General features: G+C 72.3%; 7 protein-coding genes and 2 pseudogenes. 2 read left to right on the top strand and 7 right to left on the bottom strand.

Annotated features, from left to right (window positions below; genetic code table 11):
* Window positions 1-26 precede the first annotated feature (26 nt).
* A complete protein-coding gene (locus SSPN_RS56740; RefSeq protein WP_010696068.1) occupies window positions 27-176 on the bottom strand; it encodes a hypothetical protein in 150 nt (49 codons plus the stop codon).
* A gap of 348 nt (window positions 177-524) precedes the next feature.
* Between SSPN_RS56740 and SSPN_RS0115575 the strand changes: the two genes are divergently transcribed.
* Both SSPN_RS0115575 and SSPN_RS0115580 read left to right on the top strand, forming a co-directional pair.
* Window positions 525-1,370, top strand: coding sequence for a helix-turn-helix domain-containing protein (locus SSPN_RS0115575; protein ID WP_044574094.1), 846 nt, complete (start codon window positions 525-527; stop codon window positions 1,368-1,370).
* A complete protein-coding gene (locus SSPN_RS0115580; protein WP_010696075.1) occupies window positions 1,370-1,573 on the top strand; it encodes a DUF397 domain-containing protein in 204 nt (67 codons plus the stop codon). Before SSPN_RS0115575 ends, SSPN_RS0115580 begins: the two co-directional genes overlap by 1 nt.
* 482 nt (window positions 1,574-2,055) lie before the next feature.
* On the opposite strand, the gene SSPN_RS0115590 is transcribed toward SSPN_RS0115580, so the two are convergent.
* The 6 genes and pseudogenes from SSPN_RS0115590 to SSPN_RS48895 form a co-directional block, all read right to left on the bottom strand.
* Window positions 2,056-2,601 (bottom strand): cupin domain-containing protein, encoded by a 546-nt coding sequence (locus SSPN_RS0115590; protein WP_010696077.1) that lies wholly within the window; start codon window positions 2,599-2,601, stop codon window positions 2,056-2,058.
* Window positions 2,602-2,603: 2 nt separating this feature from the next.
* On the bottom strand, window positions 2,604-4,463 hold the full coding sequence (locus SSPN_RS0115595) for a class I adenylate-forming enzyme family protein (protein WP_010696078.1): 1,860 nt from the start codon (window positions 4,461-4,463) through the stop codon (window positions 2,604-2,606).
* 190 nt (window positions 4,464-4,653) lie between these two features.
* Window positions 4,654-4,857, bottom strand: a complete 204-nt coding sequence (locus tag SSPN_RS0115600; RefSeq protein ID WP_010696079.1) for an MbtH family protein — start codon at window positions 4,855-4,857, stop codon at window positions 4,654-4,656.
* The gene (locus tag SSPN_RS48890) at window positions 4,854-9,062 is read right to left on the bottom strand and encodes a non-ribosomal peptide synthetase (protein ID WP_474716994.1); all 4,209 of its coding nucleotides are present in this window, start codon (window positions 9,060-9,062) and stop codon (window positions 4,854-4,856) included. Before SSPN_RS48890 ends, SSPN_RS0115600 begins: the two co-directional genes overlap by 4 nt.
* Window positions 9,048-14,682 (bottom strand): annotated as a pseudogene (locus SSPN_RS59775) (amino acid adenylation domain-containing protein); the annotation flags it as partial. The pseudogene SSPN_RS59775 and the gene SSPN_RS48890, both read right to left, overlap by 15 nt.
* Window positions 14,683-14,870: 188 nt before the next feature.
* Window positions 14,871-16,190, bottom strand: a pseudogene (locus SSPN_RS48895) (condensation domain-containing protein); the annotation flags it as partial.
* Window positions 16,191-16,223: the final 33 nt, after the last annotated feature.

The raw sequence follows: 16,223 nt of genomic DNA on the forward strand, positions 1-16,223 counted from the left end.
GGCGCTTTCATTTCCTGGGAGCCTGCTTAGCTTTCCAGTTCCGGCCGATCGACTCGGGTTGCTCTCGCCTGCACTGTTCTCGCTTGCGGCAATTGCACTTCGAGGTAGCGGCGCACACCGAACCCGTTGCGCATCGGGTAGTCCCGATCGCCGCCAGCCACTTCCAGCACGGTCACTATCGCGACCTGGACCGCGTCGGCTTTCCTCCGAGCTGTCAGCCATGATCCTGACGCAGCTCATGAGGCACGCCCCAACCACTGCCCGGTGGGTGCCTCACGGCGCGGCACCCACAGCTTGCCGACGACCGGTTCCCACGCCGTGGCACGCGGTCCGTTTCCAACACCAGGCAGTCATCGATCCACTCGACGCTGGAGCCGCACCAGCAATCCTGACCGACCTCGGCATGACAGAGATCATGCTCATGGAAACACGCTTGTGACCAAGCAGATCGCCCAGGAGCAGATAAGGCTGCGGATTCTCCAACATCCACACCGATTTGGACGTATCTGTTTATGCTGTGGTGCATGGCTGGTACCACACCGAAAGCGCGTGCGCTTGGCGCTGAGCTGCGAGCAGCGCGTGAAGCGGCCGGCATTGGACTGCGGCAGTTAGCCGATCAGCTCGAGACGTCGCACGCGACGGTGTCCCGCTGGGAGACAGGCGCGCGCTCGCCCAAGCCGGAATACGTGGCCGCATACCTGGCGAAGGTTGGCGCGTCCGCCGAACAGCGAGAGCAGCTCGTCGAGCTCGCGAGGGACCCAGACGGGCCGCACTGGCTTTCGGTGGGCATGCCTGAGCAGCAACGACAGCTCGCTGCACTGCTGGAGATCGAGCGCGAAGCGACGTGCATCACGACCGTGTCGCCACTACTGATCCCTGGCCTGTTGCAGACCGCCGAGTATGCGCGGGAGATCATGACGACAGGCGGCGTGCCAGCCTCCGAAATCGACACTCGAGTGGCCGTTCGTCTCGGCCGACGCGACGCGATCACCCGCAAGGACCCAGCAAAGCTACGCGCCTTCATCGGCGAATCGGTGCTCTATCAACTGATCGGCAGCTCGGAGATCATGGCTGATCAGCTGGAAACACTGTCGAAGTACGGGCAGCTGGACAACGTCGAGCTTCGGATCATCCCGACCCGGTCTGGCTGGCATCCAGGGCTCGAAGGCCCCTTCTCGCTGGCGGAGTTCGGTGATCAAAACCGAACATCGGTGGTACACCTGGAAAACCGAATCTCCGCACTATTCCTGCACGAGCCTGAAGAGGTGAGTGCCTACGAGACAGCCCTCGATAGGGTGAAGGAAGTTGCGATGAGCCCGGACTCCTCTTCCAGGCTCATCGCTGATGTCATCGGAACGGAGACGACATAATGAGCGTATCTCACACCACCCCCAGCGGCTGGCGTAAGTCGAGCCGCAGCACAAACACGGACAACTGCGTCGAGGTTGGCAGCATCGGCGACGGCGCCGCAGTCCGCGACACCAAGAACCGAGCCACCGGATACTTCACCGCCAACCGCGAGCAGTGGTCGGCGTTCGTCGCCGCGTTCAAGGGCGGCAAGTTCGACGCCTGACCCACAACAAAGAAGCGCCCGCCCGGTGTTCCTGGTACCGGGCGGGCGCTTTCATTTCCTGGGAGCCTGCTTAGCTTTCCAGTTCCGGCCGATCGACTCGGGCGCCCACTTCCAGCACGGTCACTATCGCGGCCTGGACCGCGTCGGCTTCCTCCGAGCTGCCAGCCATGATCCTGATGCAGCTCATGAGGCACGCCCCAACCGCTGCCCGGTGGGTGCCTCTGGGTGCGGCACCCACGGCTTGCCGACGACCAGTTCCCACGCCGTGGCGCGCGGTCCGTTTCCAACACCAGGCAGTCATCCATCCACTCGACGTTGGAGCCGCGAGCTCGATGCCGCCCGAGCGACCAACCGCGAACTGATGGCTGGGACGAGGCCGTCTTCGCGGCGACCATGCGCGCCTGTGCTGAGGTCGGCTGGCGGTTCGACTGGTGACCGGACACGACTCGGTGTGGTTGGCGAATGTCCGGTGGCTGGCCGGATCAGCCCGGCATCCCGGCACACTCCCGGCACGGGCAGTGCTGGCAGTCCACCGAGTGCAGGTAGCGCGGAGCCCCGGCGGTCTTGTCGCAGATCATGCAGGTCAGCTCACCACCGTCGGCGGTGACCTCCTCATAGGGCACCGGCGTCATGCGGTCGGTGGAGTCGATGCGTTTGTGCGGGGCGCCGACCGCGACGATCAGATGATCGGTGATCGCGCCCACCGCGTGCGGCACCTGTCCTTCGATGATGAAGGTCTGCCCGGCATGGGTCTCGTGGATCCGCCCGCCGTAGGTGATGGTCCCCGTCCCGGCCACCACGGTCAGCACGTGGTGGCCCGGATGGGTGTGCGGCACGAAACCCTGCCCGGCCGGCAGCCGGATCAGGTCGGCGCCGATCTCGCCGTTGGTGGCAAGCTGCTGACCGCTGGCCGCGGCGGTGCCGTGCATGGGCACCGCCAGCTCCCCGTGGTCCACGCGCAGTTCGGTGTGGTCGGGGCCGATCGAGCTCTTCGCCCAGGTCGCGATGTGCAGGTCGTCGTGCGGCATGGTTACTCCTCCTCGGTGGGGCGGACTGCCCAGATGACTCCGCCGAGGTCATGGCGCCCGGCCCGTAACGCGGAGAAACCCGCAATGGCGAAGCCGTCGTGCCGCAACCGGCGCAGCCGGGCCCATCGGTCGGCGCAGTGGCCGGTTCTTCCGTCGTTGAGATAGGTCCACAACAGGTCCAACGCCCACGGCAGGCCGCCTGCGGTGGCCGCTGGTGCGTGCGGCAGCAGCACCAGTCGCCCGTCGTCGAGGGTGGTCTCCACGCCGAAGGGCACCGCGCCCCCGGGCGCGCCCTGCACCTCGGCCACGGCGGCGGCCAGTTCGGTGTACGACGACAGGGGCCACGATGCGGTGAGCTTGGCCCGCAGCACCGCCCGGTCGGCCGCGCGCCGCTCGGGATCCGCGTCGCAGCCGAGGCGTAGCGAGTCGAACGCCTCGTAGACCGGTTCGCCGGTCGGCTCCAGCGAGTCGGGTTCCGGGACGCGCTCGGCCAGGGCGAGCACCTTCTGCAGCGGCACGTCAGGGTGCGGGGTGCCGCGCAGCAGTTCGTGCGCGGTGGCTGCGGCGTAGCGCAGCAGGCGCTCGTAGCGGGAGGGGCTTTCGCGGCGGGCGGCGAGCGTGGCGCCCATCAGCGAACGCTGCGGTTTCCCGGTGGCGGTGGCGCGGAAGTCGCCGATGCGCAGCACCGCCGGGCGCAGCTCGGTGCGCTCGCACAACTGCTGCAGCCGGTCGACGGGCTGGTCGGTGGCGACTAGGCCGATCTCCTGGCCGAGCGTGGCCTCGGTGACGCCGACGGCGGCGAACCGGCCGGTCAGGCCGTCTTCGCGCCAGCAGCGTTCGACGTCGAGCGGGTAGTGCTTCTCGCCGCCGCGGTCGATGCGTTCCTTGGTGCGGCCCTTGAGCACCAGCAGATCGCCACGGAATTCGCCGAGATCGCCGGTGCGCAGCCAGCCGTCGGCGGTGATGGCCTCGGCGGTGGCGGCGGGGTTTTGCCAGTAGCCGTCCATCAGATCCGGCGTGCTGATCCAGACCTCGCCGCCCTCCAGGCGCAGGCGCGTGTCCGGCAGCGCCAGCCCGACCGGCGGGAACCGGTCGAGGTAGTGCTCGGTGAACCCGGCCTCGTCAGGTGCGGGCATGGTGGCGCTGAAGTTGACCGCTTCGGTCAGCCCGTAGCCCTGGCGCAGCCGCGGCCCGTAGGTGCGGTGGAACCGGCGGGCGAGGTCGCCGGTCAGCGGGGCGGCGGCGGTGATCAGGTAGTCGAGCTTGTCGGGCCACGGCGGCGCGGCTTCCAGCAGGTCCGGCAACAGGGCGGGCACGATCGAGGCGGTGCGGGCCCCGGCCTGCTCGAGCGCGGCGAAGTAACCCGTCGGGTCCGCGGGCGGGTGCAGCACCAGCCGCGCCCCGGTCAGATGGGTGCCCAGCAGCGACATGACCAGCGCGTTGCAGTGGTGCAGCGGCAGGCACGTCCCGTGCGGGCGGCCGGGTCGGATGCCGTGCAGCGCGGCGGTCTTGGTCGCGTTGCCCACCACGGCGCGGCGGCTGAGCATGACGCCCTTGGGGGTGCCGGTCGAGCCCGAGGTGAACATGATCAGCGCCAGTCCTGCGGCGTCGGGGTGCCCGGCGGGCAGCCCGGTCCGGCGCAGCGAGCTCGTCGAGCCCCGGCCGTCGACGACCGCGCTGGCCGAGACTCGGTCCACGATGCCGTCGAGCTGCGCATCCCCAGCCCGCGGTGCCATAGGCACGGCGACCAGTTCGCGTTCGAAGCACTCCAGAAGCGCCGAAGCGAGCCCGGGGCCGCTGGGAAGGCGGATGACCACCCGTGCCCCGGCGGGAAGGTCGGCCAGTTCGCTGCGGTGATCCACCGGTGATTACTCCTGGTCGTTGACGGTGTGCATACCTGTGCGGTGCACGGGGTTGTCGTGTCGTCGTTCCGATCGGCGCGGGTGGCCCGCGACGCCCACCGGCAGCTCCGCGGGTTCGCGGTCCGCTGGCGAGGGCAGCTGCGACGCCGCGCTCGGCCAGGCGATCTCGCGGAGCGCGGGCGAGAACAGCTCAGGGCGTCTCGCGCAGGTTCGCCGGGCGCAGGTCGGTCCAGTTGAGCTCGACGTACCTGAGCGCCTCCGCACGGCTGGTCTCTTCACACACCACCTCCCAGCCCGCGGGCACCGCGGCGAACGCCGGCCACAGGGAGTGCTGCGCCTGCTCGTTGCGCAGCACCAGGAACGTGCCGTCCTCGTCGTCGAACGGGTTGGTCATGGGATGCCGTGGCCCTTCTGCTCGGTGAGGTGGTCGCGCACGATGCGGGCTATCTCGCCGACGTGCTCGGGTTGCATGAGCCGGTCGTGCGGCAGGTCGATCCGATAGGTGGCCAGCTCGCCGCCGACGTGCGCGCGCCACGCCCGGGCTCCTGGACCGGCTTCGGCCGCGATGTGCACGGCGTCGCCGGGGTAGTGGCCCGGCCGGTGGCCGCGCAGCAGTTCGGCGTTGTGCCGGGCGGTGGCTACGGTGCGGGCGATGCCGGCTTCGGTGAACGCGGCGAACGCGCCGTCGTCTCGGCGCAGCAGCTGCGAGACCGCCTCGAACGCCAGATCCCCCTCGGGTTGGTCGTCGTGGCCGATGGCGGTGAGCAGGATGCGATACACCCGCTGCGCGTCGATCGGTGCGGGCTCGGCACCCAGCGGTGGGTCGATCAGGCACAGCAAGCCGACCTGCAGGTCCCGCTCGCGCGCCTTGATCGCCATGTGGTGGGCGACGAGGCCGCCGAAGGACCAGCCGAGCAGGTGCAGCGGTCCGCGCGGATGCGCCGAGCGGATCTCCTGCAGGTAGCGCTCGGCCATCTCCTCGATGCTGCCCGGTGGCCGCGCGCCTGCGTCACCTTGCAGCGCGTAGACGGGCTGGTCGTGATCGAGGTGGGCCAGCAGCCCGGCGTACGACCAGCCCAGGCCGCTGAGCGGGTGCACGCAGTACAGCGGCGCGGCCTGACCACCGGAGCGCAGCGGCAGCAGGTGCCGTCCTGCTGCGGACGGGCCGGTCAGCGCGCGGTGCAGCGCCGCCGGGGTGCCCGCCTCGAACACGTCGCGGACCTTCGCGCGCAGGCCGAGCCGCGAGCGGATCCGGGCGATCAGGGGGGCAGTGATCAGCGAATGCCCGCCGAGTTCGAAGAAGTTCTCCTCCGGCCCCACGCGGGCGGTCCCCAGCACCTCGGCGAAGATCTCGCACAACACCCGCACCGGCGCCGCCACGTCCGGTTCCCCGGCTGCGGACTGCTCTGCTGCGGTGTCCTCGGCCGGGGTGGGCAGCCGGTCGCGCAGCAGCTTCCCGTTCGCCGAGAGGGGCAGTTCGTCGCAGGTCAGCAGCCGCGACGGGATCATGTATCCGGGCAGCCTCGCCCTGAGGTGCTCGCGCACCGAGGCGAGATCCACGCCGGGTGCGACCAGGTGCGCGACGAGCCTGCGGTCGTGGGCGTCGTGCGCGTGCACGGTCACCGCGGCGGCGCGCACCTGCGGGTGCCCGAGCAGCGCGGCCTCGACCTCGCTCGGTTCGACGCGGTGGCCGCGGATCTTGACCTGCTCGTCCGCGCGGCCGTGGAAGCGCAGCGATCCGTCCGGTGCGCGGGAGGCGAGGTCGCCGGTGCGGTACATGCGGGTGCCGGGCGGGCCGAACGGGTCGGCGACGAACCGCTGTGCGCTCAGCGCCGCCCGGTGCAGGTAGCCGGTGGCCACGCCGAGTCCGGAGATGTAGAGCTCGCCGACGGCGCCCGGCGGTGCCGGGCGCAGCCGCTCGTCGAGCACGTGGCAGGCGGTGTTCCATAACGGACGGCCCAGTGGCACAACCTCCCGCTGCCGGCCTTCGACCGGGCAGGCGCTGGACCAGACCGTCGTCTCGGTGGGGCCGTAGCAGGCCAGCAGCCGCACCCCGAGTCCGCGCAGCCGCTCAGCCAGCGGGCCGGGCACGGCCTCGCCGCCGATCACCCCGCGGATGCCGCGCAGCGCCCGCGGCCGGCCGGCGGCCAGGGTGCGCCACAGCGACGGTGTCGCATGCATTACCGTCACCCGCTGCCGTTCGACCAGCTCCAGCAGCGCATCGGGATCACGGGTGGTGTCGCGGTCGGCTAGGACCACGGCCGCGCCGGTGAGCGCGCCGAGGTAGAACTCCGGCACGGACATGTCGAATCCCGCCGGGGCGGTGGCCAGCACCCGGTCCCGCGCGCCGACTTCCAGGAGCTCGGCCAGCGCGGCCAGCAGGTTCACCACCGCGCGGTGGGCCACGACCACGCCCTTGGGGCGGCCGGTGGAGCCGGAGGTGTAGATGACGTAAGCGGTACCGGTCGCGATTGGTGCGGGTGATCGGCCGGGGCGGGTGAAGCTCAGCTCGCCGCGCGCGTCGGTGCCGACGACGAGCGCGGGCCGGGCGTCGTCCAGCACGGCGTCGGTGCGCGCGGCGGGCCAGTCCGGTTCGCAGGGCAGGCAGGCGGCGCCGGTGCGCATTACGGCCAGCATCGTGGCGAGCAGGTCGGGTGTGCGGGGCAGGGCCGAGGCCACCAGCGCTCCCGGGCCGATGCCGTGCTCGGTGAGCTGCGCGGCGATCTCCCGCACCCGCTGGTCGAGTTCCCGGAACGTCAGCGCTGCGTGGTCGTGCAGCACCGCCTCGGCGTGCGGGGTTCGGGCGACCTGCGCGGCGAACAGCTCGTGCAACGGGGTCGGCGGGGCCTGGCGGGCGGTGTCGTTGCAGCCGTGGACCAGCCAGTGGTGCTCCTGCTCGGAAACCACGGGCAGCTCGGCGATCGGTGTGCCGGGCGCGTCGGCCGCGGCGCGCAGCAGGAGCTCGAAGCGGCTGATCAGCTTCCGCGCGGTGTCCGGGGCGAACAGTTCGGTGTCGTACTCCAGCACCCCGGTGATGCCCTCGGGCATTCCGGTCGGGGTGTGGTTCTGGCGCAGGCTCAGCAGCAGGTCCAGCCGGGAGGACTCGCCGTGCAGCGCCACCTGCTCGGTGCTGATGCCGGGCAGGTCGAATTCCTGCGACGGGGTGTCCTGGAAGGCCAGCATCACCTGGAACAGCGGGTGGTGGCCCAGCGATCGGGCCGGGTTGAGCAGTTCCACCAGCCGCTCGATGGGCACCTCCTGGTGGTCGAAGGCGTCGAGGTCGGCCGCCCGGACCCGCCGCAGCAGTTCGCTGAAGCTGGGCCGCCCGGACAGGTCGGTACGCAGCACGACGGTGTTGACGAAGCAGCCCACCGCGTCGTGCAGCGCGGCGTCGTTGCGCCCGGCCACCGGGGTGCCGATCGGGATGTCCTCACCGGCGCCGAGCCTGCACAGCAGGGCGGCGAACGCGGCGTGCAGCACCATGAACGGGCTGACGTCGTGGTCCTGGGCCAGCCGCAGCACCGCCGCGTGCAGCTTCGCATCCAGGGCCACCTCGATCGTCTCGCCGCGGTGCGCCGAGACCGGCGGGCGGGGGTGGTCGGTGGGCAGCGGGAGCAGTTCGGGGGCACCGGCGAGCACCTTCGTCCAGTGCCGCAGCTGCGGCTCGGCGTCGATCGCCTGCTGCCAGACGGTGAAGTCGGCGTACTGCACCGGGCTGGTGGGCCAATGCGGGCTTCGACCGGTGGACCTGGCCCGGTAGGCGGTGGACAGGTCGCGGGCCAGCGGGGCCAGCGACCAGCCGTCCACCGCGATGTGGTGCAGCAGCACCAGCAGCACGTGCTGGCCGGGACCGTGCTCGTAGAGGGTCGCGCGGATCGGCAGCTCGGCCGCGAGGTCGAATCGGTGCGCCGAGTCCGCCGCCAGCCGCGCAGCTAGATCGGCCTCGGTGACCTGGACGTGCTCGAACCGCAACTGCTCGGGGCTGCGCACCTGCTGCCACGGTCCGTCGTCGGATTCGGCGACCACCGTGCGCAGGCTCTCGTGCCTGGCCACGACGTCGCCCAGCGCCGCGCGCAGCGCGGTGGCCGACAGCGGCCCGTCCAGGCGCACCGCGAAGCGCATGTTGTAGGTGGTCGCGAACTCGTCGAAGCCGCTGATGAACCACAGCCGCCGCTGCGCGGGTGAGAGCGGTACGTGCTGTGGCCGCCGGTCCGGGCGCAGCGAGGGCCGGTCGCGGGTGCGGGCCCGGGCGACGTGGCCAGCGAGTTCGGCCACGGTCGGCGCGTCGAACAGGGTGCGGATGTCGAGTTCCACGCCGAGCCCGGAGCGCACCCGGTTGATCAGCCGGGTGGCCAGCAGCGAGTGCCCGCCGCTGTCGAAGAAGCTCTCCTGCACCCCGATCTCCGGTATGCCCAGCGTCGCGGCGAACGCCTCGCACAGGAACCGCTCCAGCGGCCCCCCGGGTGCCCGGCCCGCAGCGCGCCCACGCCCGCTCCCGGGCTCCGGCAACGCGGCGCGGTCCAGCTTTCCGTTGGCGGTCAGCGGGATCTCGGCGACGGCGACGACGAATGCGGGAACCATGTGCGCGGGCAGCAGCATCGCGGCGTGCTCCCGCAACTGAGCGGGATCGACCTCGGTGGTGGGCACGACGTAGGCGACCAGCCGGCCGCCGCCGGTGTCGTCGTGCTGGGCGAGCACCACCGCGCGGGCCACCGACGGGTGCAGTTCGAGGACGTGCTCCACCTCGGCGGGTTCGATGCGGAAACCGCGCACCTTCACCTGCAGGTCGACGCGCCCCAGGTACTCCAAGGACCCGTCCGGCAGCGCCCGCGCCAGGTCGCCGGAGCGGTACAACCGCGCACCGGCGGGCCCGAACGGGTCAGCGACGAACCGGGCGGCGGTCAGCCCCGCCCGCCCCAGGTATCCGCGCGCCACCCCGGGCCCGCCCAGGTAGATCTCCCCTGGACATCCCGGCGGCACCGGGCGCAGCGCGTGGTCGAGCAGGTGCAGCCGCAGGTCCGCCAGCGCCGTCCCGATCACGCTGCGCGTCTCGGCCGGGTCGGACAGCAGCGCCCAGGTGGCGTGCACCGTGGTCTCGGTGATGCCGTACATGTTGACCAGCCTCGGCCGCTGCTGGCCGTGCCAGCCACGCAGCCGGGCCGGGTCCAGCGCTTCCCCGGCGAAGACCACGTGGCGCAGCGCGGGCAGTCCGCCGCCGGGTTCTTCCTGCGCGAGCTGGTAAAACGCCGACGGCGTCTGGGACAGCGCTGTGACCCCTTCGGCGTCCAGCAGATCCCGCAGCGCCCGAGGCGCGCGGGTGACCTCGCCCGGCACCACCACCAGCCGCCCGCCCCGGCCCAGCGCGCTCCACAGTTCCCACACCGACACGTCGAACGCGCAGGAGTGAAACAGCGCGTGCACGTCATCGGGCCCAAACCCGAAGAGGCCGTCGGTGACCTCCAGCAGCCGCAGGACGTTGCGGTGCGAGACCACCACGCCCTTGGGTTCACCGGTCGAACCGGACGTGTAGATCACGTAGGCCGCGTGGTCCGGGTGGACGGGCACCCGCAGGGCCTCGGCCCCGGCGGCGGCCAGTTCGGCTCTGGTTCGGGGATCGTCGAGCAGCAGCGCGCCGGGATGCGCCGGCAGCACCGGCCGCAGCGCGCGCACCGAGACGATCACCACCGGCTCGGCGTCGGCGGTGCGACGGGTGTTCCGGGTCCAGCGGCAGGTACCCCGCCCCGGATTTCAGCGCCGCCAGCAAAGCCACCACCAGGTCCAGCGAACGCGGCAACGCCAGCGCCACCAGCCGTTCCGGCCCGGCGCCGCGCGCGATCAGCAGCCGCGCCAGCCGGTTCGCCCGTTCGTTGAGCTCGCCGTATGTGAGCCGTTCCGCCCCGAACGAGACCGCGACGGCCTCGGGGTGAGCCACGGCGTGCACCTCGAACAGCTCCGGCAGCGCGGCGTGCTGCAGTCCGGGCGGCGAGATCGCTGCGGTGTCAAGGTCTTCGCCGGGCAGCAGCAGCGTGATCTCGCCGAGGCGGGAGTGCGGTGTCGCGCCGATCCGGGCCAGCACCGCGGCCAGCCGCCGAAGCAGCCGCCGCGCCGCGGCCTCGCCGAGCACGTCGAGGCGGTGGTCGAGCCGGAACCCGAGCTGATCACCGGGCACCACGATCAGCGACAGCGGGTAATGCGTGCCGTCGAGCACTTCGACGCCGGTAACCCGCAGCCCCGGCACGGGGTGGGCGTCGGGGTCATCCGACGGGTAGTTCTCGAAGACCACCGCGGTGTCGAACAGCTCTCCGTACCCGGCGATGGCCTGCAGCCGCGTCAGGTCCGCATGCTGGTGCTCGAGCACCGCGAGCTGCTGGTCCCGCAGTGCCGCCAGCGCTTCGGCCACGGTGCGTCGCGGATCGAGCCGCACCCGCACCGGAACGGTGTTGATCAGCAGCCCGACGACGTCCTCCACCCCCGGCAGCTCCGGCGGGCGGCCGGCGACCGTGGCACCGAAGACCACGTCATCGCGACCGGTCAGCGCGCCCAGCAGCATCGCCCACGCCAGCTGCACCACGGTGCTCACCGTCGAACCCAGCCGCTGCGCGGTGCGCCGCACCGCGTCGGTGCCGACCGCGTCGAGCCGGTCTAACACCCGGCCTCGGTCCTCGGCGCCACGGCCCGCCGCCGGGGCCACCAGCGTCGGACCATCCACATCGGACAAGATCGTGCGCCAGACCTCCTCGTGCGCGGCGCCGTCGCGCTCCCGCGTCCAGTCCAGGAACCGCCGGTAGTCGGCGGGTGCGGGCAGCGCCGCCCCGGCATAGAGCGCGAAAAGGTCGTTGATCAGGATCGGCGTGGACCACCCGTCGATCACGATGTGGTGGGTGCTGAGCACCAGCACGTGCCGGTCCGCGCCCGCGCCCAGCAGCGCCGCCCGCCACACCGGGGCCTCGGCCAGGTCGAAGCGCCGCGCCCGGTCGGCGTCGAGGAACCGCGAGACCTCCTGCGCCGTGGCGTCCTCCCGCCGCGTCCACTCGATGTTGAAGCTCGCCGGCCAGACCTGCACCGGCACTCCTTCAGCGTCATGGCGGAACGCCGCCGACAGCTGCGGGTGCCTGCGCAGCAACGCGTGCACCGCCTCGCGCAGCCGCTGCTCGTCGAGCTCTCCGGTGAGCTCGAAGACGAACCGCACCAGGTAGGGATCGGCGGCCTGCGCGTCGTACATCGAGTGGAAGAGCAGCCCCTGCGCCAGCGGCGGCAGCGGCAGCACCGTGTCCGCCCGCTGCCCGGCACCCTCCCGCGCGTGCTCGGCCATCGCGCCGAGCACCGCGAACCAGCGCTCGCCCAGGACCGCGGCCTCGCGCTCGCCAAGCAGTTGCCCGTCCCAGGACCAGTTCGCGGTCAGCCGCGGCCCGGCGGGCTCGTCGGTGACCGCGCAATCCAGCTCGACCAGGTGCACCATCCGCATGTCCTGCGGCATCGACGAGCCAAGCACCGGCGCCAACGGGCGCGGGCACCAGTCCGCGTCGCTGCCCGCGTCGAACCTGCCGAGGTAGTTGAACCCGAACCGCGGTCGCGGCCCGCCCGCAAGGACCGGGGCGCTCTGCGGGTTCAGGTAGCGCAGCAGGCCGTAGCCGAAACCGTTGCGCGGCACCGCACCCAGCGCGGCCCGCACGTTCTCGACCACCTCGCCGAGCAGGCGGCGGTCCTGCTGAGCCGCCCCCGGTTGCAGCTGCACCGGGAACTGCGTGGTGAACCAACCGACGGTGCGCGAGAGGTCGAACCCGCCGAACTCCTCGCGCCCGTGCCGCTCCACGTCCACCAGCACTGCGGGCCCGTCGGCCACCGCGAGAGCGAACGCGCTCAGCAGCAACGTGTCGGCGGAGCAGCCGAAAACGGCGGTTGCCTGCTCCAGCAAACCGGCGGTGATCTCTTCGGGCAGCTGCAACGACAGGTGGCCGCGGTCGGACTCCGCGCCCGGCTGCGCCGACGGCCCGCTGACCTCGGCGACCTGACGCCACCACGGGAACTCCGCCTGCGTTCCCGGTTCCCGCGCGTGCTCGGGCAGCGCCCGCGCCCACTGCGCGAACGAGGTCCCCGCGACCTCCGCTCTCGGGGACCTCCCACCGAGCACGACCTGCCCCGCCTCGCGCAGGTCGTCGAGCAGGATCCGCCACGACACCCCGTCCACGGCCAAGTGGTGCACCGCGAGCACGAGCGTGCCCGGCTCGCCACCGGCATCCAGCCACACCGCGCTCACCGCCGGGCCGGTCTCGATGTCCAGCCGCGCCTGCGCGCGTCGCGCCCACTGCCCCGCCAGCTCCCGCCTGCGCTGCTCGGCGAGCTCACGCACGTCCACCCGCGCGAAGTCGTACCCGGCCTGCGCCGCGACCTGCAGGTTCCACAGCCCACCGGCGGCCGTGAGCTTCAACCGCAGCGCGTCGTGCCGTCGCACCAGCGACGAGAGCACCGACCGCAGCCCCTGCTCCCCCACGGCGGGCACCCGCAGCGTCGCGCACTGGGCGAACCCGGCCAACGCACCGCCGCGTTCCCGCAGCCAGTGCATGATCGGCGTCAACGGCAGCGGACCGACCGCAGCACCCGGCCCCGGCAGCGCCGGTGCGGCCGCACCCACCCGCTTGGCCAGCGCGGCAACGGTCGGGTGGCGGAACACGTCGGAGGTGCCGAGTTCGAGGCCACCGCGCCGGGCCCGGCTGGCGAGCTGGATCGCCTTGATGCTGTCACCGCCCAGGGCGAAGAAGTCCCGGTCCGGCGGCACCTCGGCCAAGCCGAGCACCTCGCGGAACAACCCGGCCAGCAGCTCCTCGGCCGCCGACGCCGGGACCGGGGATTCGGTGGGCGCTTCCTGCGGCGCGGAGTCTTCGGCCGGATCGGGCAGGGCGGCGCGGTCCAGCTTCCCGTTGCGGTTCAACGGCAACTCCGCCACCACCACGAATTGCGAGGGCACCATGAACGGCGGCAGCAGCGCGGCCACGTGCTGCCGCAACGCGGCCGGATCCGCCTGCTCGGCCACGACGTAGGACACCAGCCGCCGCCCGGTTTCCCCCTCACGCAGCACCGTCGCCGCCTGCCGCACGCCCTCGGCCCGCCCCAGCGCGGCGTCGACCTCCCCCGTCTCGATGCGGTGACCGCGCAACTTGACCTGGCCGTCGCCGCGGCCGGCGAAGTGCAGCGTGCCGTCCGGGTTCCACCGCGCCAGATCACCAGTTCGGTACATCCGCTCGCCCGGCGCCCCGTACGGGCAGGCCACGAACCGCTGCACCGTCGCGGCCGGATCGGCCAGGTAACCGCGAGCCAGTCCGAACCCGGCCAGATAGAGCTCCCCGACCGCGCCCAGCGGCACCGGCCGCAGCGCGGCGTCGAGCAGGTGCACCCGCTTGCCGTCGATCGGCGCGCCGATGGGCACCGCGGTGGCGTCCTCGGAGTCGACGACGTGGCGAGTGGCGAACACGGTCGTCTCGGTCGGGCCGTAGCCGTTGACCACCACGAGCTCCGGGACGACCGCCCGGACCCGGCGCACCGCCGCCGCCGGGACCACGTCGCCGCCCGTCCAGACCTGCCGGACACCGCGCAGCCACCCCGGGGCCTCCTGGCTGACCGCGTCGAACAATCCCGCCGTCAACCACAACCCGGTCACCCCGCACCCGGCGACCACCTCACCCAGCACCTGCAGATCCGCTTCGCCCGGCGGGGCGAGCACGACCTCACCACCGGTCAGCAGCGGGACCCACAGCTCCAAGGTCAACGCGTCGAAGGCGTGCGGGGAGTGCAGCAGCACCCGCTCGGCGGCGCCCTCGGCCCACCACCGGTCCTCGGTCAAGCGCACCACGTTCTCGTGCGTGATCGCGACGCCTTTCGGCGTGCCGGTGGAACCCGAGGTGAACATGACGCAGGCCAACCGGCCCGGCGTGATCGCCGCAGCGGTCACCGGGGCCGTGCCGCCGCCCGCTGCCACGTCCACGACCGTCCCGGTGTTGCGGAACCAGCCGGTGAACTCGTCCTGCGCGGTGGCCTCATCGGTGATCAGCAGCGCGAGATCCGCCCCGTCCGCGATGGAGCGCAACCGGTGCGCCCCGTCGGCCCGGTGCAGCGGCATGTACGCCGCCCCGGCCCGCACCACCGCCAGCACCGCGACCACCAAGCCCACCGAGCGCTCGACGAGCAGCCCGACCGGAGACTCCGCACCTGCCCCGGCCGCCACGAGCCGGCCAGCGCCTCGGCGCGGGCGTCGAGCTCGCGGTAGGTCAGCCGCTCACCGGTGGCGGGTGCGCGCACCGCGAACGCCTCAGGCGCGGCGGCGACCCGCTCGGCGAACCGCGACACCAGGTCTTGCGCGGGAGCGGAGCCCGCCGCCCCGGTGCCCGCGGACCGCACCGGGGCCCGTTCGGCGGGGGTGGTCGTCTCGAGTCGCGCGATCCGGGTGCCCGGGTCGGCCCGCACCAACTGCTCCAGCAGGTGCAGAAACCGGTCACGGGCGGCCGCGAGCACTGCGCGGTCGTGGTTGGCCGGGTTCGCGTCAAAGTCGAAGCGCAGCAGCCCATCACCGCGGTCGTAAGCGACCACGGAGAAGTCCTCCGACGGCGGCGCCGCCACGTTGTGCACGGTCGCGGTGCCATCGCCGAAGCTCAGCCCGTAGGCGAACTTCTGCACGTTGACCACCGGCCCGAAGAACCTGCGGCCGTCCTCGGAATACCCGGCCTCCCGCCTCAGCCGCTCTCCTCGGTACCGCTGGTGGGCCAGCACCGACCGCACCCGGTCGCAGACCTGCCCGAGCAGCTCGGCGACCGTGTCCGCCGGGTCCAGACGCAACCGCAGCGGCAGCACGTTCGCCGACATCGACGGCACGGTCCAGCTGAACCCGCTGAACCGGCCCGGCACCGGCAGGCTCAGCACCACCTCCCGGCTGCCCGACATCGCCTGGGTGTGCAGGGCGGTCGCCGCGATCACCAGCCGCGACCAGCGCCTGCCGAACCGGTCGGCCGCCGCGCGCAGCTCGGCGAACTTCGCCTCGCCGAACGTGGTGGTCAGCCGCAGCGAACTCGCCGCGGCAGCGGCCGGCCGGGCCGCCATGCTCAGGAAACCGGGACCATCGGCGAGGTGCTCGTGCCACCACCTCCGGTCCGCGTCGAACTCCGCCGAACTCCGATAGCCGTCCTCTTCGGCCAGCAACCCAGCCAGGCCGCCCCACTGACCGGCCGGGACGGGGAGCCCGCGGTGCAGGTGGTCGTAGATCACGGCGATCCGCGTGGTCAGCATCGTCATGCCGACACCGTCGAGGGCAATGTGGTGCGCCCATTGGAAAAGCAGGTGCCGCTGCGCGGCCAGGCGCAGCACCACCGCGCCGTGGACCGGGCCGTCCCGCAGCTCCAGCGGCCGGTCCAGCTCGGCGCGCATCCAGCTCAGTGCCGCGCCGTGCGGATCGTCCGCACCGCTCAGGTCGTGCACCGCCACCGCGGGCTCGAGCTGGCGCAGGTGCTGGCGCGGGCGACCGTCGGACGCTTCGGTGAAGGTGGTGTTCACCGCCTCGGCCTCCCGCGCGGCCAGCCGCACCGCCGTGCACAGCAAGCCGACCTCCAGCGGCCCGGTGATCTCGGCGTACTCGCCCCACAGGTACGGCGAGGAGCTCGCGGAACCGGCCTGCTCGGCCAGCCAGATCCCGAGCTGGGCTTCGGAGACGGGGAGTTCGGTGGCCTGGTCGTGCGAGGTCATCGGCAATCCTCACCGGCAAGGGGGTGGCCCGCG

The sequence above is a fragment of the Saccharopolyspora spinosa NRRL 18395 genome (assembly GCF_000194155.1).
GTDB classification, from domain to species: Bacteria; Actinomycetota; Actinomycetes; order Mycobacteriales; family Pseudonocardiaceae; genus Saccharopolyspora; species Saccharopolyspora spinosa.

Excerpts from the sequence above, each read along its gene's own strand:
- SSPN_RS0115580 (WP_010696075.1), top strand. The coding sequence starts at position 1,370 with ATGAGCGTATCTCACACCACCCCCAGCGGCTGGCGTAAGTCGAGCCGC.
- SSPN_RS0115575 (WP_044574094.1), top strand. The coding sequence starts at position 525 with ATGGCTGGTACCACACCGAAAGCGCGTGCGCTTGGCGCTGAGCTGCGA.
- SSPN_RS48890 (WP_474716994.1), bottom strand. The coding sequence starts at position 9,062 with ATGCTGCTGCCCGCGCACATGGTTCCCGCATTCGTCGTCGCCGTCGCC.
- SSPN_RS0115600 (WP_010696079.1), bottom strand. The coding sequence starts at position 4,857 with ATGACCAACCCGTTCGACGACGAGGACGGCACGTTCCTGGTGCTGCGC.
- SSPN_RS0115590 (WP_010696077.1), bottom strand. The coding sequence starts at position 2,601 with ATGCCGCACGACGACCTGCACATCGCGACCTGGGCGAAGAGCTCGATC.